The sequence below is a fragment of the Halorubrum sp. genome, assembly GCF_046498025.1.
Lineage (GTDB): Archaea > Halobacteriota > Halobacteria > Halobacteriales > Haloferacaceae > Halorubrum.
In genome coordinates, this window is sequence record NZ_JAWOBM010000030.1 from 1 (window position 1) to 23,855 (window position 23,855).

The following is a 23,855-nucleotide window of genomic DNA, read 5'->3' on the forward strand; positions in this document are numbered from 1 at the left end:
CTGGCGGCGAGGTTTCAGACGCGGCTGCCGGGCTGGAACTGGCGCGAGACAGAGAGTCCATTTTCCGTGGAGTAACCAGTGTTTACGGGGAAGTAGCCGGTGACTACCGATATGGAGTTCACAACGATTCACGGTGATATCGCCGCCCAGAGCGCCGACGCACTGGTCAACGCGGCCGGAACGAGCCTCCGGATGGGCAGCGGGGTCGCCGGCGCGCTCCGCCGCGGGGCCAACGGCCCGATCAACGAGGCTGCGATGGATAATGGCCCGGTCGACCTCGGCGAAGTCGCGGTCACCGATGCGTTCGATCTCGACGCCGACTACGTGATTCACGCCGCGGCGATGCCTCACTACGGGGACGGCAAAGCGACCGAGGAGAGCATCCAAGAGGCGACATGGAATAGTCTCGAAACCGCCGACGAGTTGGGCTGTGAGTCGCTCGTGGTGCCGGTGTTGGGCACCGGTGCAGCGGGATTCCCCTTCGAGCGCGCGGCGGATCTCATCTGCTCGGAGATCGCCGATTACACCCCCGAGTCGCTGGTCGACGTGGCCGTGATCGCCTACGCCGACGACCAGTACGAACTGCTCCGCAAGGTCGCCGAACGGACCGGCTGAACTGCCACGGCCGTGGCTCTCGATCGTAGTGTGCTGAAGAATGACTGTTGTAGTGTCGCCCGAGGGCGACAGTGTCGTCAGTTAGTTCGTGCGAACGACGTTACTCGCTCGCGGGCCTTTGGGAGACTGCTCGATATCGAAATCGATCTCCTCGCCCTCTGTAAGATCCTCGCCGCCAACGTCTTCCATGTGGAAGAACACGTCGTCGTCAGAATCGTCAGTCGAAATGAAACCGTAGCCGCCAGTGTCGTTGAAGAAGTCAACCTTACCGTTTGCCATTGCAACCAAACGTACAGGCCTTCGGGGGATAACCCTTGCGAGGGTCGTGGTACCACGACCGTTCCGGCTCGCGGTCCCGCATACGTTTCGCCCGTGTTCACCGACTGCCATCAGCCGCGAGGTTCATTTACCAGCGTCCGCCTAGGTACGATTAGACACATGGATCGCCGTACCTACTTGCGGTCGCTCGCCGCGACCGGTGCCGTCGCCACCACCGCGACCGCCGGCTGCCTCGGCGTCCTCGGCGACTCGGGAGCCGAGGGGACCGTCCTCGACCCGCCGGAGCGGGACCTGAGCGAGGCGTCGCACCCGAGCTACGGCGACGAGATGCCTCATATCACCGTTCCCGATCCGATCACGGGCGAGACGGTGTCTACCGAGGACCTCGAGGGCGAGCGTGCCGTGCTGTGGACCTCGTTTTACACCAACTGTCCGGACGGCGTCTGTCCGGCGCTCATCCTCCGACTCCGGCGCGCGCAGGAGTACGCCGCCGAGCAGGGCTTCGGCGACGAGGCGGCGTTCCTCTCGCTCACGTTCGATCCAGAACGCGACACCGCGGAGGTGCTCCGCGAGTACGCCGGCCAGCGCGGCGTCGACCTCGACGCGGGCAACTGGCACTTCCTCCGCCCGGAGAGCTACGAGCGCGGACGGGAGCTGATGGACGAGCAGTTCGGACTCGTGATCGAGAAGCGGGACGCCGACGAGTACGAGAACCTGGAGTACCAGTTCCCCCACGTCGGGATCCTCCTCCTCGCCAACCGGGACGGGATCGTCGAGCGGGCGTACCCGAGGGGCCCCCAGACCGACATCGAACGGCTCGTCGACGACTTCGAGCGGGTGGTCACCGCGTGAGGCGGCGCCACCTCCTGGCCGGGCTCGCGAGCGTCGGCGCCCTCGGCGGGGCGGGAGTCGTCGCGACCGGCGGAGTCCCTGACGCGCTTGGTGACGGGGACGAGCCCGAGGCGGTCGATCCGGTGACGCTCGCCACGGTTGAGGCGCCGGGGAGCCGCGACGGGGAGGTGACCCTTCCGGCCGCCGACCGCCCGACGTTCGTCGACTTCTTCGGCACGTGGTGTCCCCCCTGCGCCGAGCAGATGCCCGATCTCGCCGCCGCCCACGACCGGATCGGCGACGAGGTCCTGTTCGTCTCGGTGACGACGGAAGACGTCGGCGGCGCGGTGAGCGAGTCGGACGTGGCGGACTGGTGGCGCGAGCACGACGGCGACTGGCTCGTCGCGGCCGACGTCTCGGCCGAGCTCGCGGCCCGGCTCAACGTCGGCGGCTACCCGAGCGCACGGGCCGTCGACGCGACGGGGCGCGTCCGCTGGTCCACCTCAGGGACCCACACCACGGAGGAGTTCGTCGACGGCATCGAGCGAGCGCTGGACCGATGACGGGAGAGGTCCGATGACCGACGTCTCGCTCGCGACGAACGTCCCGTTCGCCGTGACCGCGGGGGTCGCGACGTTCTTCTCGCCGTGCGCGTACCCGCTCTTGCCGGGGTACGTCGGCTTCTACGTGAACTCCGTCGACGCCGACGACGCCTCGGTGACCGGGGCGGGGGTACGCGGCCTCGCGGCCGCGCTCGGCGTGCTCGCGACGTTCGCGCTGCTCGCGGGCGCGACGGTCCGGGTCGGTCACTCCACGCTGTCGAACATCACCGTCTTCGAGACGCTCGTCGGGGGGCTGCTGATCGTCTTCGGGCTCCTCGTCGTCGCCGGGCGGGCCCCCTCGGTTTCCGTCTCGCTGCCGAAGCGGCGGTCGAGCGTCCTCGGGTTCGGGCTGTTCGGCGCGGGGTACGCGCTCGCCGGCGCGGGTTGCGTCGCCCCCATCTTCCTCGCCGTGATCGCGCGCGCCATCGCGCTCCCCGACGACGCCGCCGTCCTCGTCCTCTCGGTGTACGCCGGCGTCGTCGCGGTCCTGATGGCCGCGACGACCGTCGTGACGGGCGTGGGGCTGGTCAGCAACGCGAACCGAGTGATGGCCCACGCCGGAACCCTGAAGCGGCTCGCCGGCGCGGTGATGATCGTCGCCGGCGTCGGACAGCTGTACCTCTCGCTCGTCGTGTACTGACCGGCCGTCGTCGTGTACCAGCAACATTCATACCCGATAGCGCGGAATACTCGACCGGCCGAACCGGACGGCCCGCTGCCGTCCGCGAGCGTTCGGTCCCCGCTCATGAATTTAGACCAGTTCACAGCTGCGAACGCACCGACTGAGAGCGCGGAACCGTTCCAGCGCGAGAACAGCTACACCCTCGACGTCGACGTCGACGGGACCGTGATGGCGAAGGCCGGTTCGATGATCGCGTACACCGGCGACGTCTCCTTCACCGGGAAGGCGTCCGCGGAGGGCGGAATCACCGGCTTCCTCAAGGAGGCGGCGACCAACGAGGGAACGCCGATCATGGCCGTCGAGGGACAGGGTCACGTCTACTTCGCCGACGCCGGCAAGAAGGTCCAGGTGATCGAACTCGACGCCGGCGAGTCGATCACGGTCAACGGCGAGGACGTGCTCGCGTTCGAGGAGTCGCTCTCCTACGAGATTAGCACCATCGACAGCCTCGCCGGCTCGTTCGCCGGCGGCTTCAGCAACGTCTATCTCGAAGGGCCGGGCTACGTCGCGCTCACCACCCACGGCGACCCGGTCGTGCTGGAGACGCCGGTCTCGACGGACCCCAGCGCGACCGTCGCGTGGGGCGGGGTCTCCCCGAGCGTCGAGGTCAACCGCAGCCTCTCGGACATGATCGGCCAGGAGTCCGGGGAGCGGTACCAGATGCGGTTCGACACCCCCGGCGGATTCGTGATCGTCCAGCCGTACGAAGAGCACGCCTGACCGGTGAGTCGACCGATGGCCGAAGAGCCGACGACGACAGAAGAGCCGACGACAACAACAGAAGAGTCGACGACAACAACAGAAGAGTCGACGATAGAAGAGCCGCCGCCGACCGACGGCGACGACGAACCGACCCCCGAGTGCGACGAGGGCGCGGAATCGCCCGGCCGGTTCGCGCTAGTCAAGGCCGGGGTCACGTCGGTAGCCGACGCCGTCCCGGAGGCAGCGTGACCGACGTCCCTCGCTCGGCTCCGGCCCAGATCGCCCACCGCGGGTTCGCCGGCGAGAATCCCGAGAACACCGTGGCGGCCGTCGAGCGAGCCGCCGATCGCCGAGCCGACTGGATCGAGATCGACGTCATGCCCACCGCCGACGGCGACGTGGTCGTCGTTCACGATTCGGAGCTCTCCGGTCGCGACGGCCGCGGGCTCACCGACGCGACGGGCGTCGTCTGGGAGACGGACACCGCCACGGTCACCGGCGCGGAAGTGCTCGACAGCGGGGAGACCGTTCCGCTCCTCGCGGACGTGCTCGACGCGGTCCCCGCTGACGTCGGCGTGAACCTGGAACTCAAGAACCCCGGCCGGTGGGACCTCCGTCCCGACGAGAAGCTCGCCGCCGACGCGCTCGCGGACCGGACGGCCGTCTGGCGCCCCTTCGTCGACCGCGTCCTCGACGCGACGGAGGGACGTGAAAACGACCTCCTGTTCTCGTCGTTCTGCGAGGGCGCGCTCGCGGCGGTCCGAGAGCTGTCGTCGCTGCCCGTCGCTCCCTTGGTGTCCCGATCCGTCGCGGACGGACTCGCGATCGCCCGCGAGCACGACGCGGCGGCGATCCACCCGCCGATCGACGCGGTCCGGGGCACGCCCTTCTTCGACGCGGATCGGTTCGGCGCTCCAGAGGGCGCCGAGCCCGAGTCGGTCGTCGCCGCCGCGCACGACGAGGGACGCGCGGTGCACGTCTGGACCGTCGAGACGTGGTATCAGGCCGACCGCCTCGCGGCGGCGGGCGTCGACGGGGTCATCGCGGACTACTCCGCGCTCCTGCGCGACTGAGCGCAGCGACCGCGCCCCTCGGCGGTCGCCAATTGTTCCGGGTCGCGGCGGGGTCCGGACCCTCCGCCCGGGTTGCCGCCCGAATCGTCGACCGACTCCCCTACCGCGCCGCCAGCCAGTCCACGAAGTCGCCCGTGAGGAACCCGGCGTAATCGACGACCCCGAGGTACAGCGAGACGAGCACGACGATAACGATCGGAACGCGGACGATCCAGACCCAAGCGGTCCCGAGCCCGTCGAGCTCACCGATGCCCTTCTCCAGCTCGTCGCGGGCGACCTCGGGGATCACCCACCCGACGAACAGCGCGAGCAGGAGCGAGCCGAGCACGAGCAGGATGCCGTCGGCCAGCTTGTCGTACAGGTCGAGAAAGACCAGGTCGATCGTCACCGGGACGCCGAGCAGGAAGACGGCGACGCCGACGGCCGTCGCGGCGGGGACGCGAGCGACGCCGAACTCGTCGATCAGGTAGGAGACGAGCACTTCGAGGATGCTGATCGCGGAGGAGAGCGCTGCGATCCCGACCATCGCGAAGAACACGATCCCGAGGATCCGACCCCCGGGGATGCCGGAGAATGCCGACGTGAGGCTCACGAAGATCGCGCTGGCGCCGGGGCCACCCGGCTCGATTCCGGCCGCGAACAGGAACGGGAAGACGACGAAGCCGACGATCACGGCGATGAGCGTGTCGAGCGCGACGATCACGCTGCCGTCAGACGCGAGGTTCCGGTCCTCACCGAGGTAGGAGGCGTAGGTGATCATCACGCCCATCCCGAGCGACAGCGTGAAGAAGGCCTGTCCCGCGGCGGCCGGTAGGATGCTGGTCCAGTTCGCGATGAGGTAGCCGAAGTCCGGCGAGAGGTAGTAGCTGTACGCCGCTCCGGAGGCGTCGAGCGTGAACGCGTACGCCGCCATCCCGATCAGGAGGGCGATGATCGCCGGGACCATCACCTTCACGCCGACCTCGATGCCCTTCCGCACGCCGGCGGCGATGATCCCGATGACGAGCCCCATGAACACGGCGTGGAACAGCAGGGAGTCGAGCCCGGTGGAGACCGAACCGAACAGCGCCCCGGCCTCCTCGGGGCCGGCGAGCGCGTAGCCGTCGGTGACCCCGATCAGCATGTACCGGAGGAACCAGCCGGCGACGACGCTGTAGTACGAGAGGATGACGAAGCCGGTGACGACGAACAGCCACCCGAGGTAGTTCCACGGCCCGCTGCCGAGTTCGCGTATCGCGCCGACCGGGTTCAGGTTGGTGTACCGCCCGATCACGAACTCGACCAGAATCGCCGGGAAACCGATCAGCGCGACGAACAGCAGGTAGACGAGGAGGAACGCGGCGCCGCCCTCCTGGCCGGTGATGAACGGGAACCGCCAGACGTTCCCGAGCCCCACGGCGCTGCCCACCGCGGCGAGGATGAACCCCGCCCGCGTCGCCCATGTCTCGCGTGCCATTGGTACCCGAGAGAATTTCGCTGCGGACTAAAAACGTGTCTTTCCGCCGTTGAGACCCATATAAACGACCCTGAACGATCTCGCGGCGACGAGCGGAGGCCGGCGCCCTGCGGACGGTCCGCGCGGTGCCTCTCGATCGGTCTGGGACCGTGAATTTAATAGCCGGAGGGTTACCTCACGGGGTATGGAACGCGTAGACGTCGCTATCGTTGGAGGCGGCCCGGCCGGCGCCTCCGCAGCGCGCGCGGCCGCGGCCGGCGGCGCCGACGCCCTCGTCCTCGAGAGGGGCGTGCCGCGGGCCGACCGCGAACGGCTCGGCCCCGACTCGACGGACGCGGCGGGAATCTTGGACTACTGGGTCGACATCATGGGGATCCACCCCGACGAGTTCGACGACGGCGTCGTCCAGCGGGAGCTGAACCGCGCCGAGTTCCGCGGGCCGACCGAGGCGGCGACGCTCACCACCACCGGAATCGACTCCTCGTACGACAAGTTCGGCTACACCTTCCAGCGCGCCCGCTTCGACGACTGGCTCCGCGACCGCGCCGAGGACGCCGGAGCGGAGTACCGCGCCGGGGAGTCCGTCCGCGGCGTCGACACCGATCTGTCGGTCGACCCGCGAGACGATTCCGGTGAGGGCGGTGACCCCCGTCACGTCGTCGAACTCGCCTCCGGGGAGTCGGTCGGGGCGGACTTCGTCGTCCTCGCCGACGGCCCGCAGCGCACCGTGACGAACCGCGTGCTCGACGAGTACCTCCCCGCGGACGCCGCCGCCTCCGATCGCCTCGCCTCGCGCACGGCGAACCACATCGCGTACCAGGAGTACCGCCGCGTGCCCGAGGCGGTGTACGAGGAGGTGAACGACGCGCTCGTCTTCTGGTGGGGCGTGATGCCCGGCGAGACGGCGTACCCGTGGATCTTCCCGAACGACGATCGCGTCTGCCGGGTCGGGCTGACGATGCCCATCGGCCTCGACGTCGACGACTTCGACCGGGACGCCTACGCCTTGCTTGAGCCCGGCGACGAGTCGATCCCGCAGGGCGGCGAGTACGTCCGGCGCCTCCTAGAGTGGCAGTACGGCGACGAGTACGACGTGGAGTCGGACTTCCCGCTCGTCGAGGCGGCCGGCAAACGGAACGGCACCGAGACGTACCCCATCTCGTCGACGCGCCCGATCGACTCGCCCACGGACGCCGGCGTCGCGGTCGTCGGCGGCGCGATGGGCACCACGTCCGCCTTCCACGAGGGCGGCGACCACGTCGCGGTCCGCACCGGCGCCATCGCCGGCGAACTGGCCGCGGCCGGCGACTTGGCCCCCTACAACCGGCGTTGGAAGGAGGCGATCGGCGACGAGATCGTCCGCAACGTGACGATGGCCGACATGGTGGCGGATTACGACCCGGACGACTGGGACCGGATCATCGGCGCCGCCGACGCCATGCTGGCGGCCGAGACCGGCGACAACCTCCTCTCGCAGCCGTACCGCTCGGGGTGGGAGTCGGCGAAGCTGCTGCTCGGCTACAAGTGGAACAAGCGGCGCGTCAAGAAGGATTACGTCGGCATCGACGAGACCGAATACGTCTACTGAGGCCGCGCGGTCGGCGCCGTCTCTCTTTGTCAGTCTGTGTCGCTCCGGCTCACCGGACGACCGGCGCGGTCAGTTCCCGGGGTTCGGTCGAGATCCCGTCGACGTCAACCGGCTCGACCGCGTGGGCCGGCCACTGGCCCGTCTTCGTCAGCGTCTCGGTGAACCCGGGCGCGACGAGGTGCGTGTCCTCGCTTTTGGCCCCCTGCACGGTCGGGTTCCACGCGTACCCCGTCGGCTGCCGGACCGGCTCGTCGCTCCCCGGCGCGGCGAACCACTCGCGGCCCGCGAACCCCGCGGCGCCGCCCTGGTGGTGTTCCCGCCACTCGTCGGGGAAGCCGACGGCGTCGTACGCCGCTCGGATCGCGTCGAAGACGTCCCCGGCGGTGTCCGGTACGGCGTCCGAGTCGCCGCCTCCGGCGCCGGTGAGAGTCCCGGCCGCGGCGGCCTCGGTCGCCGCGAGCGCGGTCGCCTCGACGCGGGCCGCGGCGCGGTGGCGCTCCTCCAGCCAGTCGGGGGCGTCGAAGGCGACGGTCCGCGTCAGGGAGGCGTAGAGGCCGGCCCGCTCTGCCGTGACGGAGACCAGCGCGTAGTCGCCGAGCGTCGCGTCGGTCGGCGTGTAGTGGCGGTACGCCTGCGCGCGCTCCGCGCCCCCGACGAGCACGACGGGGGTGTCGACGTCGCGGGAGGCGAGCGAGATGTCGATCCCGGCGGCCACCTCGTACTCAGGGTCCTCGGGCTCGAGGTTGCGACAGACGGTCTCGACCGCGGCGGCGGCCTCGCGGCCCAACTCGCGGTAGCGCTCGACGTCGTCGTCGGTGAGCGGCTGCCGCAGCCGGCTCCCGTCGACGGCCTCGAAGCCCGGCACGTCGAAGTCGGCGGCGGCGGGGGCGGGCGAGCGCTCCGCGACCGCCTCGGCGAGCGAACCGGTGTACCACGGGAACGACTCCACCGCGAACGCGTCGGGCAGCTCCTCGTCGGCGAGCCGCTCCGCCTCGATCCCGTCCGTGATCACGCGGAGCGCGCCGTCGTAGCCGGCCGCGGCCACCCCGACGTCGGCGTCGGCGTCGACGACGTTGTCCCCGCCGGTGAGCCACGCGAACCCGTTCGGCTTGGCGAACCAGACCGCTTCGAGCCCGCGCTCGTCGAGGTACGCGTCGAGCCTGTCGGTGCGGGCGGCGAGATCGACCATACCGACCCACTCTCGTCAATCCAGTAAAAGCGGTCGAAAGCCGGCCGCGTCGGTCGCGTCGAGATCGGAAACACCCGGTCGACGAGAGTCGGATCCGTCCGTACCGCCCGGACTCGATCGGGGGACCGCGGCGCGCCGTCGGCGTCCGAAACGAAAGGTTCAATTACGTCCCCCGGATACGACGAGATGCGTCAGTAAGCCCCCTCGGGTTGGTAGTCTAGTCCGGTTATGACACCTCCTTGACATGGAGGAGGCCGGCAGTTCAAATCTGCCCCAACCCACTTTCTTCGGTCGACTACAACGGCGAGCGGCGCATGTTGCCGTCCTCCGTGCGGAGTTACGATCGCCGCCGCTCTCCCCGGTGTGGATTCGTCAGCCTCGCTCGCGTCTATTTATAACTGCGGTCACCGTCGACCGGCGGACCCGCAGACCGGCCGAGAACGGGAGATTTGGCCCTTCAGCAGTGCGAAATCGAGGCGAAGAGCGGAAAATCGATCGACCGATCGCCGACGTGTTTTTATACGTTCGGTGAGGCGATTACGCCAACACGATGCCACGCGAACAGTACCAGTCGAAGCTGGAGGGTCTCCGCGACGACGTGCTCTACATGAGCGAAGTGGTCGCGGAACGGCTCCGGATGGGCCTCGACGCCCTGGAACGACAGGACGCGGAGCTGGGCGAGGAGGTCATCGTCGGCGACGCCGAAGTCAACGAGTTGTACCTCGAACTGGAGGGACAGTGCACCGACCTCATCGCGCTCCAGCAGCCGGTGGCGGGCGACCTGCGATTCATCGCGGCCTCCTTCAAGATCATCACCGACCTCGAGCGGATCGCGGACCTGGCGACGAACCTCGGCGGGTACGCGAAGCGGGCCGACCGCGAGGTGTTCCCCGACGTCGACGTCCAGCGCATCGGCGACGACACGCTGACGATGTTGGACGAAGCCATGGAGGCGTACGCGGAGTCGGACCCCGAGCTGTGTCACGCGGTCGCCGAGGCCGACGACGACCTCGACGCCGCCTGCGAAGCCGCGAGCGAGCTCGTCGTCCGCGACCTCATCGAGCGCGACGAGCTCCGCGAGGAGGCCGACGTGGAGGGGACGATGCGGAACGTCTCGCGGCTCCTCCTCACGATCCGCGACCTCGAACGCGTCGGCGACCACGCGGTCAACATCGCCGCCCGGTCGCTGTACATGATCGAGAACGACGACGCGCTGCTGTACTGACGGTCTTCCCGGCTTACGGACCCGTCCGTCAGGTCCGCCGACCGATCCCGACGCCTACAAACCCCTTCCCGCGGAGGTCCCGACATGAGCACGTACACGACCGAGATCGACGTCCGATTCCGCGACATCGACGCGATGGGCCACGTCAACAACGCCGTCTACGCGACGTACCTCGAACAGGCCCGGACCGAGTACTTCCGCGACGTCCTCGGCGCCGACCTCTCGCGGGTGTCGGCGGTGCTGGCGTCGCTCTCGCTCGACTTCCGGCGGCCGGTCGAGCTGACGGACGGGACGGTCGCGGTCGACGTCGACGTCGCCGAGATGGGTCGCTCCAGCGTGACGATGACCCACGAGTTCCGGGTCGACGACGCGGTCGTGGCCGAGGGCGAGGCGACGCTCGTCAGCCTCGATCCCGACACCGGCGAGCCCGCGCCGGTCCCGGCGGCGCTCCGCGAGGGGATGAGCGCGTATCACGGTCTGTAGTCTCGCGGCCCGCGACCACCCGGTCGCGCGGCGGGCGGCTCGTCGACACCGTACCTTCTTGCCGCCGCGCGCCGATCGGTGGAGTATGGCAGTCCGACTCTACGCGCTCGACGGGTGTCCGTGGTGCGAGAAGGTGTCCGACGCGCTCGACGAGGCCGGGATCGAGTACGAGACCGAGTGGGTCGACGCGCTCCACTCCGACCGCAACCAGGTGAAGCGGGTCAGCGGCCAGCGCGGCGTTCCCGTCCTGATCGACGAGGAACGCGGGGTGACGATGGCCGAGAGCGCGAACATCCTGGAGTACGTCGATCGGAGCCTCGCATGACGATCTACACCGGACGCGGCGACCAGGGCGACACCGACCTCCGGGACATGAGCCGCGTATCGAAGTCCAGCCCGCGGATCGAGGCGTACGGGACCGTCGACGAGGCGAACGCGCTGATCGGCACCGTGCGCCCGACCGGGTACGACGACCTCGACGAGCTGCTGGAGACGGTCCAGAATCACCTCCACGTGGTGCAGGCGGACCTCGCGAATCCGGACCCGGACCCCGACGACCCGCAGGTCGGGCTCGAACTGGTCGAGCTGCTCGAGGACCGGATCGACGCGTTCGACGAGGAGCTGGAGCCGCTGACTTCGTTCGTCCTGCCCGGCGGCGGCGAGTCGGGCGCGCGCCTCCACCACGCCCGGACCGTGACCCGCCGCGCCGAGCGACGGGTCGTCGAACTCGGGCGGTCCGAGCCGATCAACGAGGCGGTCGTCTCCTACCTCAATCGCCTCTCGGACCTCCTGTTCACGCTCGGACGGGTCGCCAACGCCCGCGACGGCGAACCCGAGGAGTCGCCCACGTACTGACCCACGGGCTCGGCGACGCCGTTTCGGCAGCTGAAGCCGCCCCGAGAGCGACCGTCACGCCGGTGGGGTGGTCGTCCCGGTCCTCGAATCGACCACCGCCCGACCGGCGGCCCTCCCGATCCTGTCGTCTCGCCACAGCCACAAAGAATATATCCGTCGCCTTCCAAAGGACAGATATGAGCAAGCACTTCGAAGACGCGCGGTACTACCTCGGTCGAGCGGCGGAGCACGCGAAGGCGGGCGTGAAAGAGGAGCTGGAGCCGGTCGAGGCCCGCGTGAAGGACCTCATCGGCGCCGAGGAGGAGGAGCCGGAGCCCTCGCGGCTGGACCGGATCCAGGCCGACTTGAAGCGGTTAGAGGAGCGCGCGGAGGGCGAGGCCCGCGAGGCGGTCGCGTCCGCCCGAGCGCGAATCAAGGAGTACCGCGGCCACGACGCCGCCGAGAAGTAACGGCACTCAGTTTTTCGCGGTCGCCGTCCCGGTAGCGACGCGCTCGTCGGCCGGCACCACGTCGTACTCGATGCCCTCCCGCTCGAACAGCGCGCGAGTGCGCTCGACGCCGGCCGCCGCGTCGACGTCTCTCGCCCGGTAGTGGCGGATCGGGTGGCGGATCCACGAGGGCTCCCAGTGGGCGTACACGTCGGTCGTCGCGCGGTCCGGGCCGACGAACAGCGCGAGGTGGAGCTGGTAGTCGCTCCCGAGCGCTCCGTTCGGGTAGCACACCCAGCTGGCGACCGACGTCTCGGGCGGCATCACGTAGTCGCGAAACTTCAGCGAGGAGACGAGGTTACGGACGAACCCCGCCCGGTGGAGCCGCGCCTCGACGAGCGGGTACGGCTCGTGGAGCGTGAGCGCGTACTGGTCACGGGGTGTCTCCCGTTCGGCGTAGAGCCCGATCGCCGACAGCGGGAGGTGTAACAGGCTGGCGACGCCTTGGCGGAGGTGTTCGAGAAACCGGAGCTCGTGGGTCACGGGTAGGTCGTGAGGCGCTCGATAGATGAATCCCCGCGACAAAGTAACTCTTAAGTCCCGACATCGGATACCTCGACACGAGCGGGTTGGTGGTCTAGCCAGGTTATGACGGCTCCTTCACACGGAGCAGGTCGGCGGTTCGAATCCGCCCCAACCCATACGTAGTACGCACGGACTGTAACCGTGCGATTTCTCGCTCTTCAGACTTCCTAGCGCCCGAATCGTGATTTCGGACCGTGTTTTCGGGGGGTCGGAAACTTCCTAACTCAACCGGTCTCCGTATGCTGGTCGCCTCCGTCCGGGAATCCGGTTATATGACTCGGATCGATACATAAGTATCTGGTGGCGTCGCGGACCTCCGCGTCCGACGAGATAGAGGGTCGGCAGCGATCGTGTCGGAGGAATCCGTCAGAGGCCACCGATACTGAGGAGCACTCCGAGCAAGACGAGGACGACGACGCAGACCGCGCCGAGGGCGAGCGGCGTGTTCTCCATCGCCTTCTCGTAGAACGACATCGACGCATACTCCTCGCGGAACGCGTCCCGGTTCTCCTCGTCGTAGAAGTACTTCGTTTTGAACGCGAAGCGCTCGGTCACCGCACACCCGGTACAGACGGGAGTTCCCTCCAGGCGCTCCGTTCTGATGTGCGAAAAACGGGGTGAAACAGTCGGTCGCTGCGTATTGGCATTGAGTGCCGAGGGTCCCACCAGTTCAGAGAGGTGGTCCGATAGTCGTACGAGATACCCGGCGCGGGTCGGTCAGGAGGAGGTGGCCTCGCTCGGGGAGTCAGGTCGGGAACCGGAGCAGCCGGAGCGGTTGGCGACTGGCGACTACGGCTCGAACGATGCTTCGACTCCGTCGGCGATCGCTTCGAGGTCGGGCTTCCGGAAGGTGGAGCCGTCGGCCGCCTCCGGCGACTCAGCGATGCCGACGTGTGCCCGGATCAGTCGGCGCATCTGCGTTGTCGACGGCCGTCCCGCCTCGTCGATATCGACTCCGAGTGTCTCACAAATCGCTTGTAGTTCTTCCTTCGTGAACGACGCGTTGACCTCCCGTTCGAAGCGACCTGTCCCCACTCGAATCGCGTTTCGAAGTTCCTGGACGGTAGGACTCATAGCCCTCCACACTCCTCTTACTCCCCTCAAAGTTCCTATTCAGTTGCAGTGGGGTATTTCCAGAGAGTCGGATTTACACCCTTCTCGACTCCTGAACACAGCTTCTGTACAGCCAGAGAAAACCCGACGAGCACGAGCGTCATTCCGGTGTCCTGTATTTCCGTTTCCCAGAGGCGTTGGATCCGGGACGGGAGTAATTCGTCCTCGTCGATAACGACGACGGCATCCTCCTCGGATGAACTCCTTGAACGCCCAGAAAGCGCAGAATCGCCAGTCGGCTAATCACAGTTGAAGCAGAAATAATTTAGCGCACCACAGATATAAATCGCTAGGCTCAGTAGAATGCAGTACGGAGACCCTCGCATGGACCCCACAGACATCCCCGACGATGCATACGGCGGCGAGGAATCGCCCTCCGATCTCGGCGAACTGGAATCACCCGACACACTGCTCAAGGGCGGGCCAATCCGAGAACGACTTCTCGACATTGTAGTGGGGCTTCGCACACCGACCAAGGTATCGACGATCGCGGAGCGTGCTGATTGCAACACCGAAACGGCGCGAGATTACCTAGAGTGGTTTGACGACATGGGCATGGTTCACCGGCACAACGGCCGCCCGGTCCGCTATGAGCGCAACGACGCGTACTTCCAGTGGCGGCGCATCAACCAGATCCGAGAGGAATACTCTGAGCAAGAGATCGTTGACGCACTCGACGATACGCTCAATCAAATCGAGGACTACAGAGCGCAGTTCGATGCAACGCACCCAGACAAAGTGTCCCTCGTCGACGCGACTCAGGAGCAGAATCTGTCCACCGAAGCAGCCTGGGAAGCGCTCTCTGAGTGGGAGACACTCGAACAACGAGCCGCACTCCTCGACGCAGCACGCCGAAACAATCCAGTCGCTGGTAGCAAGCCCGGTCCAGTCGATGCCTGAGGACACGGCTGATCCACCCAGTCGCGGTCCAATCGATACAGAAATTCTCGACCGCATTGCTACACACCTCGCCCGTAGCGACCGGTTCGACGATATCCAGGCACGACCGGAATACGCGCCGAACGCAGTCGTCGCTGACTACGATCTCGGATACTTTCCAGGCGGCGTCACTCGTGCGTATCTACGGATCCGATGGTTCGAGACCGATGACTTCAGCATCCATTATTCGGAGCAGTACCAGACCGGGAACTCGTGGGAATGCCGATGGGACCGGCACCCGAATGATCATAACACCCGCGAGCACTTCCATCGGCCTCCAGAGGCATCGACCCCCGGAGAGGATGCCGATTATCCGGACGACTGGCGGGACGTACTCGCAGCTGTGCTTACCGATCTTGATGGCCGGATCAAAGCCTTCTGGGACGAGTGACTACCTGATGAGGGTGAAACTGACTCCCAGAATCGATCCACAGCGATGACATCCTCCCCGTCCCGAAGGGCAAGACTTTCGCCTCGAATTCCCGCAATTTGGTCGTGCTGTGAGTCGGAGATTCTTGCTGTGAATACGTATTAGAGGACTTCTAACGCATTCTCAGGGCGATCTATTTTGGCGCTGTGGACTCTAGTTTCGAGTATGCGATTAAGCCCGTTCGAACCGGCATATGATGATCACTGGCTGAACGACGCCTCGCTATACGGGAGGCCCGGACGACGTAATCCCCGAGGGCGTTGCTCATTCGAAGTGTTCCCGGCCCGTACAGATGATGATCTGAGCGGTTGCCACCCCATCCCACGTAACGAGGGGGATTGTGACTGGTCTGCGATCGGCTTTGAGATCCCGAAAGCAACGGCATTCAATGACCACGTGCTGATGATCGACGCGTACGACCGTCCCAGACTCCAGTGGTACACCCCGGAGGAGTTCGAAAAGCGCTTCATATACAATCCGCTCGATCCGCCGCGACCGCGCAGCGTCCTCCCGAAGACATGGGAACGACGAGCATCGAACTCATTTGACCCGTCCGTCCGAATCACCGAGGATAGGCGAACACTGCTACGGCGGATTACAAAGCTGTGGAACGGTGACGTCGTGTGCGGCGTTCACTTGCTCGCTGACCACTGCCCGACGATCAAACACATCACTCACGACCTCGACAGAACCGAACTCAATCGGCTCTACTACAACACGAGGCTCGGCCACGATACGCTGCTCGCATTCGGTGACGCCGACTGGTTCGAAACCACCACTGGGTTCCTCAAATCGACGACCCTATTCCGCAAACAAGCCTGGTACGACCTCAACGACAAAGCCCGCACCCACATCAACGAGAGCGAAGCGTATCCAACCCTGCGCGGCGACCCGCACGAAGGACTCACACATCGCGTGACGGTCGGCCTCGTCCGACTCCACGATACCATTCGCGGGTGGAACGGCACAAGCTACTACGACTGGAACGGGTACACAATAGACGCCCTCGCCAATGACCAGCGCGGTCAATCGATCGCCCGGGAAGTGCTGACCGGTCACAACAACTGGAAGCTTCACCGGTCCACGTACCGGAAGCTACGCGAGTTAGACCGGCAGGGAGCCAAACCAATCGCCGTCTTCGACACGCGGCGCACGGCATACCGAGTGTTCAACCACTGGCACAACTCGGACGGCCTCGGTACCCTCCCGAACGGCACCTTCGATTCAGAGTTCAGTATCTCGGCAGGTCGGGACCGAATCCAGAACGCGTACGATCGCGACGAGCACAACTGGGCCGTCGCCGACTGGACGACTACATGGCGGCTCAAGCAAGCCACCCTCGGGGCAGACGCCCCGGAGCTCAGCCGAGACCAAATCACCTCAGTTAACTGGTAGCTCCATTTCCACACACCCCCACCACTCTCCCCTAAATGGGGTACACAACAGTACTATTACTGGCCTGATTCTGACACCCCGAAATCGTGAATTCGCGCGTCACACCCCGTTCCGGAGTGTATACTCACTCCGGAACCCACCATCCAGGACACGCCACTGACAACCATCGTATACATTACCACAGACAATAACTCCTCGAAAATCGAGGGACCGGAGCGTGGAGCCTCATAATGTAATTTGGAAACGATCCGGTCAAAACCCACGAGCAGCAGAGTGATCTTGACACCACTCAAAATTATATAATTACAATACCCAGGTATTGAATTCTATTCGACTAATGTAGATCTACAATGCCTGATTCGAAAACGCACCCAGACGTAGCAATTGAAAATTAGTATGATCGATAGAAAACTCGCCGACAGCATCACCTCCCCCCACTCTGCCTGTACGACTCGCTTACAGCGCCGTCGTTGACTCGGACAGCACAAGTTTCACATGGTGATTGCGAGAGGATAACGTAATGACGGCCCGCCGAATGTTCTCTGGATCGACACCCTCCCGCAATCGGACTACCGCACTCCGGTGGGCTGGTGACCGGGCTACGGGTGTGCCGCACTCGGTACTATATCTCGAACCGCCGGCGGTAGACGATACGGTCATCGCTGATCAGTGGAACGTGCACGGGTCGCGTGTGGAACTACGGCTTGACGGGTTTCGTACGCTCGTCGACGCGCTGTACGAGGCGGACACGTACGCCGGGCCGTCGACGTTCGTTACGGACGCGGAGCGCCGGTGGATCGTCGAGGAGGCGCTTGCCCGCATCGATGATCCGACGCACCCGTTGTACACCGAGGATGACCCTGCCGTTGGACTCATCGAACAGGCCGAAGAGCTCTTGACGCTGTTGGAGTTCGCGGACGCGATCACAGCGGATGAAGTCAAACAGCGCCTCACCCGGGAAGAGGTTCCTGAGCTCGGGCGCGCGTTGTCGCAGTTCGTCAGGCTCGTTCACGAGGCGCGTCGTGACGGGCTCGGTGACGCGAAGACGTTCCGGAGTGAACGGTTCCGGCACGTCCTCAACGCTGGACAGCAGCTCGTGGAGGTCGAACTCGCCGCGACGGACGTAGTGGTCATCGGCTCGTTCCAAACGATCTCTCCATTGGAACGCGATGTCGTTGGGTTACTTGCCGACACGTTCGACACCGGGGTCGTGGTACCGCGCGTAACTGATAGCGAAGAGCCGAACGGTGTGGATGCCGCCGTACGCCGCATCTGCGACTGGTACGAGGATCTCGGGTTCGAGTCGACAGCGACCGGCGAACACTCGGGAGCGTCTACACTGCGTGAAACCGCGGCCGCATCTCTGTACCGGCACGCCAGCGGGGGAGACGAGCCGGTCGCGGTCGGATCCGGCGTGTCCGTCGAGACGCACGCAACGGTTCAACGCGAGGTGCGTGCCGTCGCGCGCGAGGTGCGGTCGCTGATCGGGGAGGGCGTCGATCCCGAAGCGATCGCCGTCGCGCCGTTCGATGCAGAGACGTATGGTGACCGGCTCACAGATGTACTCCGTGACGCGGACGTGCCCGTATCGTTCCGTTCGTCACAGTCGTTCTTCGCCACGTCGACCGGGAAGCTGTTCGAGGCTGTGATGGATCTCGGGACGGAGCCAGACCGACAGGCTCCGCTCGTCAGGCTGCTGTCGAACCCACTCGTGTATCCCGGTCAGCGAGGATCCACTCGCCGGGTGCTTCGGACCGCGGAGTTATTGGAGTCGGCGCGGGTCTCTGTGCTTACTGACCACGTTGAGGCGACGGACGAAAACCTGGTCCGCGACGCCGTTGCGGCGTGTGACCAATTCGTCACCAACGGTGACTTCGACGCTGCCCGTCAGGAGCTGTTCGCCGCTCTCGGCATCCCGACGAGTAACGACGGACCGAGTCTCACGGACGGTGTTGAGTTCTCACGGCACGTGACGGCTCGGGAGCAACAGGCGATAGAGGCCGCGGCCGACGTGTGTGCGTCACTGACTGATCTCCGCCCATCAAGTCGGCGGGCTGTCGACGCGGACACGACTGTCGAAACCCTGCGACGCGCGCTCGAACAAGTCTCAATCGACACGACGATCGGTCGAGAGTCGAACAGCGTCCGGGTGTGCTCACCGGTCGAGGCGGTAGGGAACGACACGGATCACGTGATCGTACCGGGACTCACGACCGAGCACACGCCGTCGCCCCCGCGCCGCTTGGCGTTCGCGCGCCCGCTCAACGACGCGCATTCGGACTTCGAGGCCGCGGACCCCGTCGCGGGGACGCGGTACGCGTTCGCGCAGTTGCTCGCGTCCGACGCGACGGTGACGTTCACCGCGCCTGAGCGCGATGCGAATGGTGACCCGTACGTCATCGCCGACACGGTGCTGGAGCTCGAACGCGTCACTGAACTGGAGGTGGAACACGGTGACAATAACCGCGCGGGACCAGCGACGTACGCGGACGTACACCGGTCGCTCGCCACTGCCATCGACACGGACGCCGTGACGCCGAGGGAGGCCGGGGCGAACGCTGACACGTACGACATCGATGTGCCGGGTGCGAACGCGCCGAAACGGCTCGCAAGCGGCGTGCAAGTCGCTGCCGCACGCGCGGTTGATACAGTCGGTGAGTACGATGGCCACGTCGACCCGGAAGTCGTCGCGGACTTGCGGGATGACGGGCAACCGTACAGTCCGAGTCGCTTGGAGACGTTCGCCGACTGCGGGTTCAAGTACTACCTCGGGAACGTCCTCGATATCGAATCGGACGACGAGGTCACGCTGGAGCCGGACGCGCTCGACATCGGGACGTACGTCCACGACGTGCTCGAACGCTTCTACCGCGAGTGGCGGGCGGCAGGCAACGAGAACGTCAGCGAGGACACACTGGCGGACGCAGAGACGAAGTTGTACGCGGTCGCGGCTGAGCGGCTTGCGGAGCTAGACGCGCGCGAAACCGCGTTCCACGACGCATGGCTTGCTGCGTTGTTCGACGGGCTGGACGTTCCGGACAACCGGTACGGCGACCCAGATGCGGCGGCCGGGCTGTTCAAACGGTTCCTTCGTGCCGAAGTCGAACTCGCGCCCCGGGACGTGACGCCGACGTACTTCGAGGCACACGTCGGGCTCACGCCTGACGAACCCGGCCCGGAAGTGATTTCGGACGATCCCGTCCGCATCCCCGGGACGGACGTGGAGATCCGCGGGAAAATCGACCGGCTCGATATCACATCGGACGGCGGGCTCGTCGGCATAGACTACAAGACAGGGAGCACGAATAACGAGAGCGACACGGTCGACGGGCACGCCTTTCAGCTCCCCGCGTACTTGTTAATGGCCGAAGAAGCGCTCGACGGAGAACCCGTCGGAGCGTCCTACTACCAAGTGACTCCGACGAGTTCTATCTCCCCGCACGACGGCACGATCGGCGGTGACGAAGACGCCGCCCACGCGTACTGGGGGACAGACGACCCGGACCCGTTGCGACGCTACCGGTCGCTCGCATTCGACACGCGCAACGAGTTCAACGAGTTCCTCCATGAGACCGTTCCCGACCGGATCGACCGAATCTCGACTGCTGTCGACGACGGGTCGTTCCATCCGACCGTCCTCGACCCCGGCACCGCCGGGTGCGAGTACTGCCCGTACCGCGACGCGTGCGACGTCCGCCACCACCGGAGACATGCCGTTCACCAGCACCTCACCGACACGAACACGCCGCACTACGCTCCCGGCCTCGACACGGAGGACACCAAATGACTGACGACACGCCTACTGAAGATCCACACGACGTTGGCGACGAGATCACGCTCACCCCCGCACAGCAACGCGCTGCCCGCACGATCGACCGAAACGTTACCGTGAAAGCCGGTGCCGGGACCGGGAAAACGACGACGCTCACCGAACGGTACCTCACGATCCTGCGGGCCCATCTCGACGGCCCGGAGAGCCTCACCGCCGGTGACGGGGAACCGGCGTACCGCGTCCCGGACGACATCGATCGAATCACGGATCCGGCAGCGGCGCGCCGCCTCCCCGAACGGATCGTCGTCACGACGTTCACGGACCGCGCCGCCGAAGACCTGAAACGCTCCATCCGCGAGAAGATCCGCGACCGACTCGCGGACATCGACGACCCGGGCCGGTGGGCCGTCTGGCGCGCCGCCGCCGACGGCGTCGAAGGCGGGTACATCGACACCACGCACGGGTTCTGTAGTCGCATCCTTGAAGAGTACGCGGTCACACACCCTGCCGTCGACCCTGACTTCGACGTGCTCGAAGCCGGTGAAACCGCGCAGCTCCGCACGACGGTTGCGACCGAACTCGTCGAATCAGAACCCCCGGAAACGCAGATTCTCGCCACCCTGTTCGACCGGGCAAAACTCGCGGATGTGATCGCCGGACTCATCGCCGAACCGGACATGACCGGCCGCTGGATCGACGAGATCCGTGACCTGGAAGACCTCGACGCGTACGAGACGTATCTCGTCGAACTGCATCCGTTGGACGCCGACCCGAAACACTTGCTCGATACCATCCGTGACGATCTCGACACACTCCACGAGTTGTACGGCGACGACGAGGTCAGCGACAGGCTCGGAACAAATCCGATGAAGCGTGTCGGGAATGAAATTCTCGACTTCTACGAGGACCTCACCAGTATGGATGTAGAGGACATGTCTCCAATCACGCGGCTCTCGCTGTGTCTCACGCTTTGCGGCATTCTCACGAACGGTGACGGTGACCGGTACGGCGACGGAACGTACTACGGGAACAAATCGTTCCGAGAGAGCGACGGCCAGACCGCAGTCCGGTTCCGCGAGGCGATGGACGGTGTGCTTGACACGCTCGACCCAGACGCCCAGCCGATTGACGCGTCACTTGACCCCGACCGTGACGCTCACGACCTCCTGATCGCGCTCGTCGACCTCGCTGACACGGCTCTCGCCGAGTACGACGACCGGAAACAGCAGCGTGGAGTACTCGACTACAACGACCTTATCGGGCACGCGCTCACGTTCCTGACGGACACAGACACGGACGCAACCGCCCGCCTCCGAGAGGATCTCTGGTACGTCATGGTCGACGAGTTCCAAGACACCAACACGCGGCAGTGGCAACTCGTCCAAGCGCTCACAAGCGATTCGGACCCGTTCGACGCCGATAACGTGTGCGTCGTCGGCGACATCAAACAGAGCATCTATCGGTTCCGGGACGCCGACGTCACCGTCTTCGACGACGCCGTTGACACGATCCACGCCGCGAACACCGCGAACGGATCGAGTGTATGCGACCCAGCGCTCACCACGAACTTCCGCACTCTCCCCGAGACGCTCCGCGCCATCAACGGCCTGTTTGACCGCGTGTTCGCGTACGGTGACGACGAACCGTACGAAGCCGTGAGCGCTCCGCTCGTCGCCGGGCGCGACACGCCGACCGAGCTCGACCCGATCACCGAGTACCTCCCCGTCCCGGTCGACGCCGACCTCCGCAACCGGTATCTCTCTCCGGATCACGACCTCACCGATCTCCCCGAGTCTGAACCGGCCGACATCGAAGCGACTGCCATCGCCAATCGCATCGCCGAACTGCTCAACGACGAAACGCTCGTCACCGACCACGACGGCGACACCGACGCCGACACGCGTCCCGTCACGCCGGACGACATCGCCGTACTCATCCGGTCCCGCAGCGATCTCAAAGACTACGAGCGCGGCCTCCGCGGCGCAAACGTTCCGTACACCGTCATCAAAGGCGAAGGGTTCTACGACACGCCGGAGATCCGCGCGTTCACCGCACTCCTCGACGCGCTCGCCGACCCGACCGACGACATCGCGCTGTACGCCGCTGCCCGGTCCCCGCTGTGCGGCCTCACTGACACGCAACTCGCCACTGCACACGACCCAGGCGACACGCTGTGGGTCTCCCTCCAAGCAAGCGACGATCCGGACGTGACATCCGTCGTCGCAGACCTCGAACGCTGGCGTACGTACGCCGGCACTGGTGACACGCCCGGAGCGACCACTGATAGCTGGGTCGCACTTGCTGACCGGATCCTCGAAGAAACCGGGTATCTCGCCGCGATCGCCGCCGACGAACGCGGCACCACCGCACTCGCCAACGTCGACAAGCTCCGCGACAAACTCCGTGAGTTCGACGCGAGCGGCATCCCCAGCCTCGACCGCGTCACCACGCGCCTCACCAACCAGGCTGAACAGGGACGGAAGGAACCCGAAGCCAACGACGCCACCGACGCGACCGGTGTCCGTATCATGACCGTCCACGAGGCGAAAGGCCAGGAGTACCCTGTCGTCGTCGTCCCCGGGCTCGGGAAAGGCTTCAACGACAAAGCTCGTCTCAGCAACGGCAGCATCGAGTACGAACGCGTCCCGATCGATGGTGAGCGTCGTCCCGTCCTCGGTCTGAACGTCCCCACCGACGACCGCACCGACACGAACGCAACGCTCATGCGGCACGTGGCACGCGACCGCCGTCGCGCCGAAGAGTATGCCGAAGAAAAACGCGTCCTCTACGTCGCCGCCACACGCGCCGAAGAGCACCTCATCCTCACCGGTCGCCACACGGCCGACGACGACCACGACACTGGAATCAAACAACCCGACCCGGACAACCCGAGCACCTACCGCGACTGGATCCAACCCGCACTCTTCGGCGACAACGATGACGCAATACGGAACTGGAACGCCCTCGAAACCGACGGCTCATTCACCGTCACGCGCGCATTCGATATCATCGGAACCACCGACCACGGTGACATCACCGTTCGCTGCCCGCCCGATACCGAGCGATACGACCACGACCCCGACCCCGTCTCGGCTTCAACACACCGCTCCGCATACGAGTACGAGCATCCTTGGGAGTTCACCCTCTCTGCATCCGACCTGAGCCGTATCCCCGCCGGCACCGCTCAACTCCAGCACTACGACGACACACACCAGGTCACTGCCACCCCCGTAACGCAGAATGCCGACAGCGCTAACGAACGCGGCTCCACAACACGAGACGACCGCGACATTCCCGCCGCCATTCACGGACACGCCGTCCACCGGCTCTGCGAAACCCGGCCACCGACAGAGCGACGCAGTCACGTCATCGACCAAGCAGTCCAAGAACAACACGACCGCACTCCCGGAATCACCGAAGCCATGTACCCCGACTCAGCGTACGACGCCATCGAAACCGCCGCCGACTCCGCGATCCGGTATCTCAATACCCTCCACAGCACGCTAGACGTTCAACAAACCCACGACGAGTACTATATCGAACTCACCCTCAATACTGGTATCGTCAGCGGGTTCATCGACCACCTCATCGTCACTCCAGACACATACCACGT

23 protein-coding genes, 2 tRNA genes and 1 pseudogene are annotated in these 23,855 nt (G+C 65.6%); 20 read left to right on the forward strand and 6 right to left on the reverse strand.

Annotated elements, in window-relative coordinates:
* The first annotated feature begins 111 nt into the window (after positions 1–111).
* On the forward strand, positions 112–615 hold the full coding sequence (locus R6U01_RS06725) for a macro domain-containing protein (RefSeq protein WP_410285694.1): 504 nt from the start codon (positions 112–114) through the stop codon (positions 613–615).
* A gap of 81 nt (positions 616–696) precedes the next feature.
* On the opposite strand, the gene R6U01_RS06730 is transcribed toward R6U01_RS06725, so the two are convergent.
* Positions 697–894, reverse strand: a complete 198-nt coding sequence (locus tag R6U01_RS06730) for a cold-shock protein (RefSeq protein WP_410285695.1) — start codon at positions 892–894, stop codon at positions 697–699.
* A gap of 159 nt (positions 895–1,053) precedes the next feature.
* On the opposite strand from R6U01_RS06730, the gene R6U01_RS06735 reads away from it, so the two are divergent.
* The 6 genes from R6U01_RS06735 (at position 1,054) to R6U01_RS06760 (ending at position 4,784) form a co-directional block, all read left to right on the forward strand.
* Positions 1,054–1,746 (forward strand): SCO family protein, encoded by a 693-nt coding sequence (locus R6U01_RS06735; protein ID WP_410285696.1) that lies wholly within the window; start codon positions 1,054–1,056, stop codon positions 1,744–1,746.
* Positions 1,743–2,288, forward strand: a complete 546-nt coding sequence (locus tag R6U01_RS06740) for a TlpA family protein disulfide reductase (RefSeq protein WP_410285697.1) — start codon at positions 1,743–1,745, stop codon at positions 2,286–2,288. The genes R6U01_RS06735 and R6U01_RS06740 overlap by 4 nt, the downstream gene beginning before the upstream one ends.
* Positions 2,289–2,301: 13 nt before the next feature.
* Entirely contained in the window at positions 2,302–2,967 is a 666-nt protein-coding gene (locus R6U01_RS06745; protein WP_410285698.1) for a cytochrome c biogenesis CcdA family protein, read from the forward strand.
* Positions 2,968–3,072: 105 nt separating this feature from the next.
* Positions 3,073–3,729 carry an AIM24 family protein gene (locus tag R6U01_RS06750; RefSeq protein WP_410285699.1) on the forward strand — a complete coding sequence of 219 codons (657 nt, stop codon included), beginning with the start codon at positions 3,073–3,075 and terminating at the stop codon, positions 3,727–3,729.
* A gap of 15 nt (positions 3,730–3,744) precedes the next feature.
* Positions 3,745–3,960 (forward strand): hypothetical protein, encoded by a 216-nt coding sequence (locus R6U01_RS06755; RefSeq protein ID WP_410285700.1) that lies wholly within the window; start codon positions 3,745–3,747, stop codon positions 3,958–3,960.
* Complete coding sequence (locus R6U01_RS06760) at positions 3,957–4,784, forward strand: glycerophosphodiester phosphodiesterase (protein WP_410285701.1); 828 nt, start codon at positions 3,957–3,959, stop codon at positions 4,782–4,784. Before R6U01_RS06755 ends, R6U01_RS06760 begins: the two co-directional genes overlap by 4 nt.
* Before the next feature lie 100 nt (positions 4,785–4,884).
* Here the strand turns inward: R6U01_RS06760 and R6U01_RS06765 are convergent, their stop codons facing one another.
* Positions 4,885–6,240: a sodium-dependent transporter gene (locus R6U01_RS06765; protein ID WP_410285702.1), complete on the reverse strand. Its 1,356-nt coding sequence runs from the start codon at positions 6,238–6,240 to the stop codon at positions 4,885–4,887.
* Positions 6,241–6,424: 184 nt separating this feature from the next.
* On the opposite strand from R6U01_RS06765, the gene R6U01_RS06770 reads away from it, so the two are divergent.
* Positions 6,425–7,828 carry an NAD(P)/FAD-dependent oxidoreductase gene (locus R6U01_RS06770; protein WP_410285703.1) on the forward strand — a complete coding sequence of 468 codons (1,404 nt, stop codon included), beginning with the start codon at positions 6,425–6,427 and terminating at the stop codon, positions 7,826–7,828.
* Between the two features lie 49 nt (positions 7,829–7,877).
* Here R6U01_RS06770 and R6U01_RS06775 read toward each other — a convergent pair whose 3' ends face one another.
* Positions 7,878–9,017: a M24 family metallopeptidase gene (locus R6U01_RS06775; protein WP_410285704.1), complete on the reverse strand. Its 1,140-nt coding sequence runs from the start codon at positions 9,015–9,017 to the stop codon at positions 7,878–7,880.
* A 206-nt stretch (positions 9,018–9,223) separates the two neighbouring features.
* Here R6U01_RS06775 and R6U01_RS06780 point away from each other — a divergent pair.
* The 6 genes from R6U01_RS06780 (at position 9,224) to R6U01_RS06805 (ending at position 12,029) form a co-directional block, all read left to right on the forward strand.
* Positions 9,224–9,298: transfer RNA gene (locus tag R6U01_RS06780), tRNA-Val, on the forward strand.
* Positions 9,299–9,567: 269 nt separating this feature from the next.
* On the forward strand, positions 9,568–10,242 hold the full coding sequence (gene phoU / locus R6U01_RS06785) for a phosphate signaling complex protein PhoU (protein WP_410285705.1): 675 nt from the start codon (positions 9,568–9,570) through the stop codon (positions 10,240–10,242).
* Positions 10,243–10,326: 84 nt separating this feature from the next.
* Positions 10,327–10,725: an acyl-CoA thioesterase gene (locus R6U01_RS06790; RefSeq protein ID WP_410285706.1), complete on the forward strand. Its 399-nt coding sequence runs from the start codon at positions 10,327–10,329 to the stop codon at positions 10,723–10,725.
* 85 nt (positions 10,726–10,810) lie between these two features.
* Positions 10,811–11,050, forward strand: a complete 240-nt coding sequence (locus R6U01_RS06795; protein WP_410285707.1) for a glutaredoxin family protein — start codon at positions 10,811–10,813, stop codon at positions 11,048–11,050.
* Positions 11,047–11,580 (forward strand): cob(I)yrinic acid a,c-diamide adenosyltransferase, encoded by a 534-nt coding sequence (locus tag R6U01_RS06800; RefSeq protein WP_410285708.1) that lies wholly within the window; start codon positions 11,047–11,049, stop codon positions 11,578–11,580. Before R6U01_RS06795 ends, R6U01_RS06800 begins: the two co-directional genes overlap by 4 nt.
* Before the next feature lie 176 nt (positions 11,581–11,756).
* Positions 11,757–12,029: a hypothetical protein gene (locus R6U01_RS06805; RefSeq protein WP_410285709.1), complete on the forward strand. Its 273-nt coding sequence runs from the start codon at positions 11,757–11,759 to the stop codon at positions 12,027–12,029.
* A 6-nt stretch (positions 12,030–12,035) separates the two neighbouring features.
* Here R6U01_RS06805 and R6U01_RS06810 read toward each other — a convergent pair whose 3' ends face one another.
* The gene (locus R6U01_RS06810) at positions 12,036–12,551 is read right to left on the reverse strand and encodes a hypothetical protein (protein WP_410285710.1); all 516 of its coding nucleotides are present in this window, start codon (positions 12,549–12,551) and stop codon (positions 12,036–12,038) included.
* 83 nt (positions 12,552–12,634) lie between these two features.
* Between R6U01_RS06810 and R6U01_RS06815 the strand changes: the two genes are divergently transcribed.
* A tRNA-Val gene (locus tag R6U01_RS06815) sits at positions 12,635–12,709 on the forward strand.
* Positions 12,710–12,959: 250 nt separating this feature from the next.
* On the opposite strand, the pseudogene R6U01_RS06820 reads toward R6U01_RS06815, so the two are convergent.
* Together R6U01_RS06820 and R6U01_RS06825 are read right to left on the reverse strand one after the other, a co-directional pair.
* Positions 12,960–13,202 (reverse strand): annotated as a pseudogene (locus tag R6U01_RS06820) (restriction endonuclease); the annotation flags it as partial.
* A gap of 180 nt (positions 13,203–13,382) precedes the next feature.
* Complete coding sequence (locus tag R6U01_RS06825) at positions 13,383–13,667, reverse strand: hypothetical protein (RefSeq protein WP_410285711.1); 285 nt, start codon at positions 13,665–13,667, stop codon at positions 13,383–13,385.
* Positions 13,668–14,030: 363 nt separating this feature from the next.
* Here R6U01_RS06825 and R6U01_RS06830 point away from each other — a divergent pair, with 363 nt between their 5' ends.
* From R6U01_RS06830 to R6U01_RS06850, 5 genes are all read left to right on the forward strand, one after another.
* A complete protein-coding gene (locus R6U01_RS06830) occupies positions 14,031–14,606 on the forward strand; it encodes a hypothetical protein (protein ID WP_410285712.1) in 576 nt (191 codons plus the stop codon).
* Positions 14,599–15,036 carry a hypothetical protein gene (locus R6U01_RS06835; protein WP_410285713.1) on the forward strand — a complete coding sequence of 146 codons (438 nt, stop codon included), beginning with the start codon at positions 14,599–14,601 and terminating at the stop codon, positions 15,034–15,036. The genes R6U01_RS06830 and R6U01_RS06835 overlap by 8 nt, the downstream gene beginning before the upstream one ends.
* Before the next feature lie 441 nt (positions 15,037–15,477).
* On the forward strand, positions 15,478–16,470 hold the full coding sequence (locus tag R6U01_RS06840; protein WP_410285714.1) for a hypothetical protein: 993 nt from the start codon (positions 15,478–15,480) through the stop codon (positions 16,468–16,470).
* Between the two features lie 691 nt (positions 16,471–17,161).
* Complete coding sequence (locus tag R6U01_RS06845; RefSeq protein WP_410285715.1) at positions 17,162–20,257, forward strand: PD-(D/E)XK nuclease family protein; 3,096 nt, start codon at positions 17,162–17,164, stop codon at positions 20,255–20,257.
* Positions 20,254–23,855: UvrD-helicase domain-containing protein (locus tag R6U01_RS06850; RefSeq protein ID WP_410285716.1), on the forward strand; the 3,602-nt coding region annotated here is incomplete at its 3' end. The genes R6U01_RS06845 and R6U01_RS06850, both read left to right, overlap by 4 nt.

Bases quoted from the DNA above. Each gene is read 5' to 3' on its own strand.
- R6U01_RS06725 (WP_410285694.1), top strand. From the start codon at position 112: ATGGAGTTCACAACGATTCACGGTGATATCGCCGCCCAGAGCGCCGAC.
- R6U01_RS06730 (WP_410285695.1), bottom strand. From the start codon at position 894: ATGGCAAACGGTAAGGTTGACTTCTTCAACGACACTGGCGGCTACGGT.
- R6U01_RS06735 (WP_410285696.1), top strand. From the start codon at position 1,054: ATGGATCGCCGTACCTACTTGCGGTCGCTCGCCGCGACCGGTGCCGTC.
- R6U01_RS06745 (WP_410285698.1), top strand. From the start codon at position 2,302: ATGACCGACGTCTCGCTCGCGACGAACGTCCCGTTCGCCGTGACCGCG.
- R6U01_RS06750 (WP_410285699.1), top strand. From the start codon at position 3,073: ATGAATTTAGACCAGTTCACAGCTGCGAACGCACCGACTGAGAGCGCG.
- R6U01_RS06755 (WP_410285700.1), top strand. From the start codon at position 3,745: ATGGCCGAAGAGCCGACGACGACAGAAGAGCCGACGACAACAACAGAA.
- R6U01_RS06765 (WP_410285702.1), bottom strand. From the start codon at position 6,240: ATGGCACGCGAGACATGGGCGACGCGGGCGGGGTTCATCCTCGCCGCG.
- R6U01_RS06770 (WP_410285703.1), top strand. From the start codon at position 6,425: ATGGAACGCGTAGACGTCGCTATCGTTGGAGGCGGCCCGGCCGGCGCC.
- R6U01_RS06775 (WP_410285704.1), bottom strand. From the start codon at position 9,017: ATGGTCGATCTCGCCGCCCGCACCGACAGGCTCGACGCGTACCTCGAC.
- phoU (WP_410285705.1), top strand. From the start codon at position 9,568: ATGCCACGCGAACAGTACCAGTCGAAGCTGGAGGGTCTCCGCGACGAC.
- R6U01_RS06790 (WP_410285706.1), top strand. From the start codon at position 10,327: ATGAGCACGTACACGACCGAGATCGACGTCCGATTCCGCGACATCGAC.
- R6U01_RS06795 (WP_410285707.1), top strand. From the start codon at position 10,811: ATGGCAGTCCGACTCTACGCGCTCGACGGGTGTCCGTGGTGCGAGAAG.
- R6U01_RS06800 (WP_410285708.1), top strand. From the start codon at position 11,047: ATGACGATCTACACCGGACGCGGCGACCAGGGCGACACCGACCTCCGG.
- R6U01_RS06805 (WP_410285709.1), top strand. From the start codon at position 11,757: ATGAGCAAGCACTTCGAAGACGCGCGGTACTACCTCGGTCGAGCGGCG.
- R6U01_RS06825 (WP_410285711.1), bottom strand. From the start codon at position 13,667: ATGAGTCCTACCGTCCAGGAACTTCGAAACGCGATTCGAGTGGGGACA.
- R6U01_RS06830 (WP_410285712.1), top strand. From the start codon at position 14,031: ATGGACCCCACAGACATCCCCGACGATGCATACGGCGGCGAGGAATCG.
- R6U01_RS06835 (WP_410285713.1), top strand. From the start codon at position 14,599: ATGCCTGAGGACACGGCTGATCCACCCAGTCGCGGTCCAATCGATACA.
- R6U01_RS06840 (WP_410285714.1), top strand. From the start codon at position 15,478: ATGATCGACGCGTACGACCGTCCCAGACTCCAGTGGTACACCCCGGAG.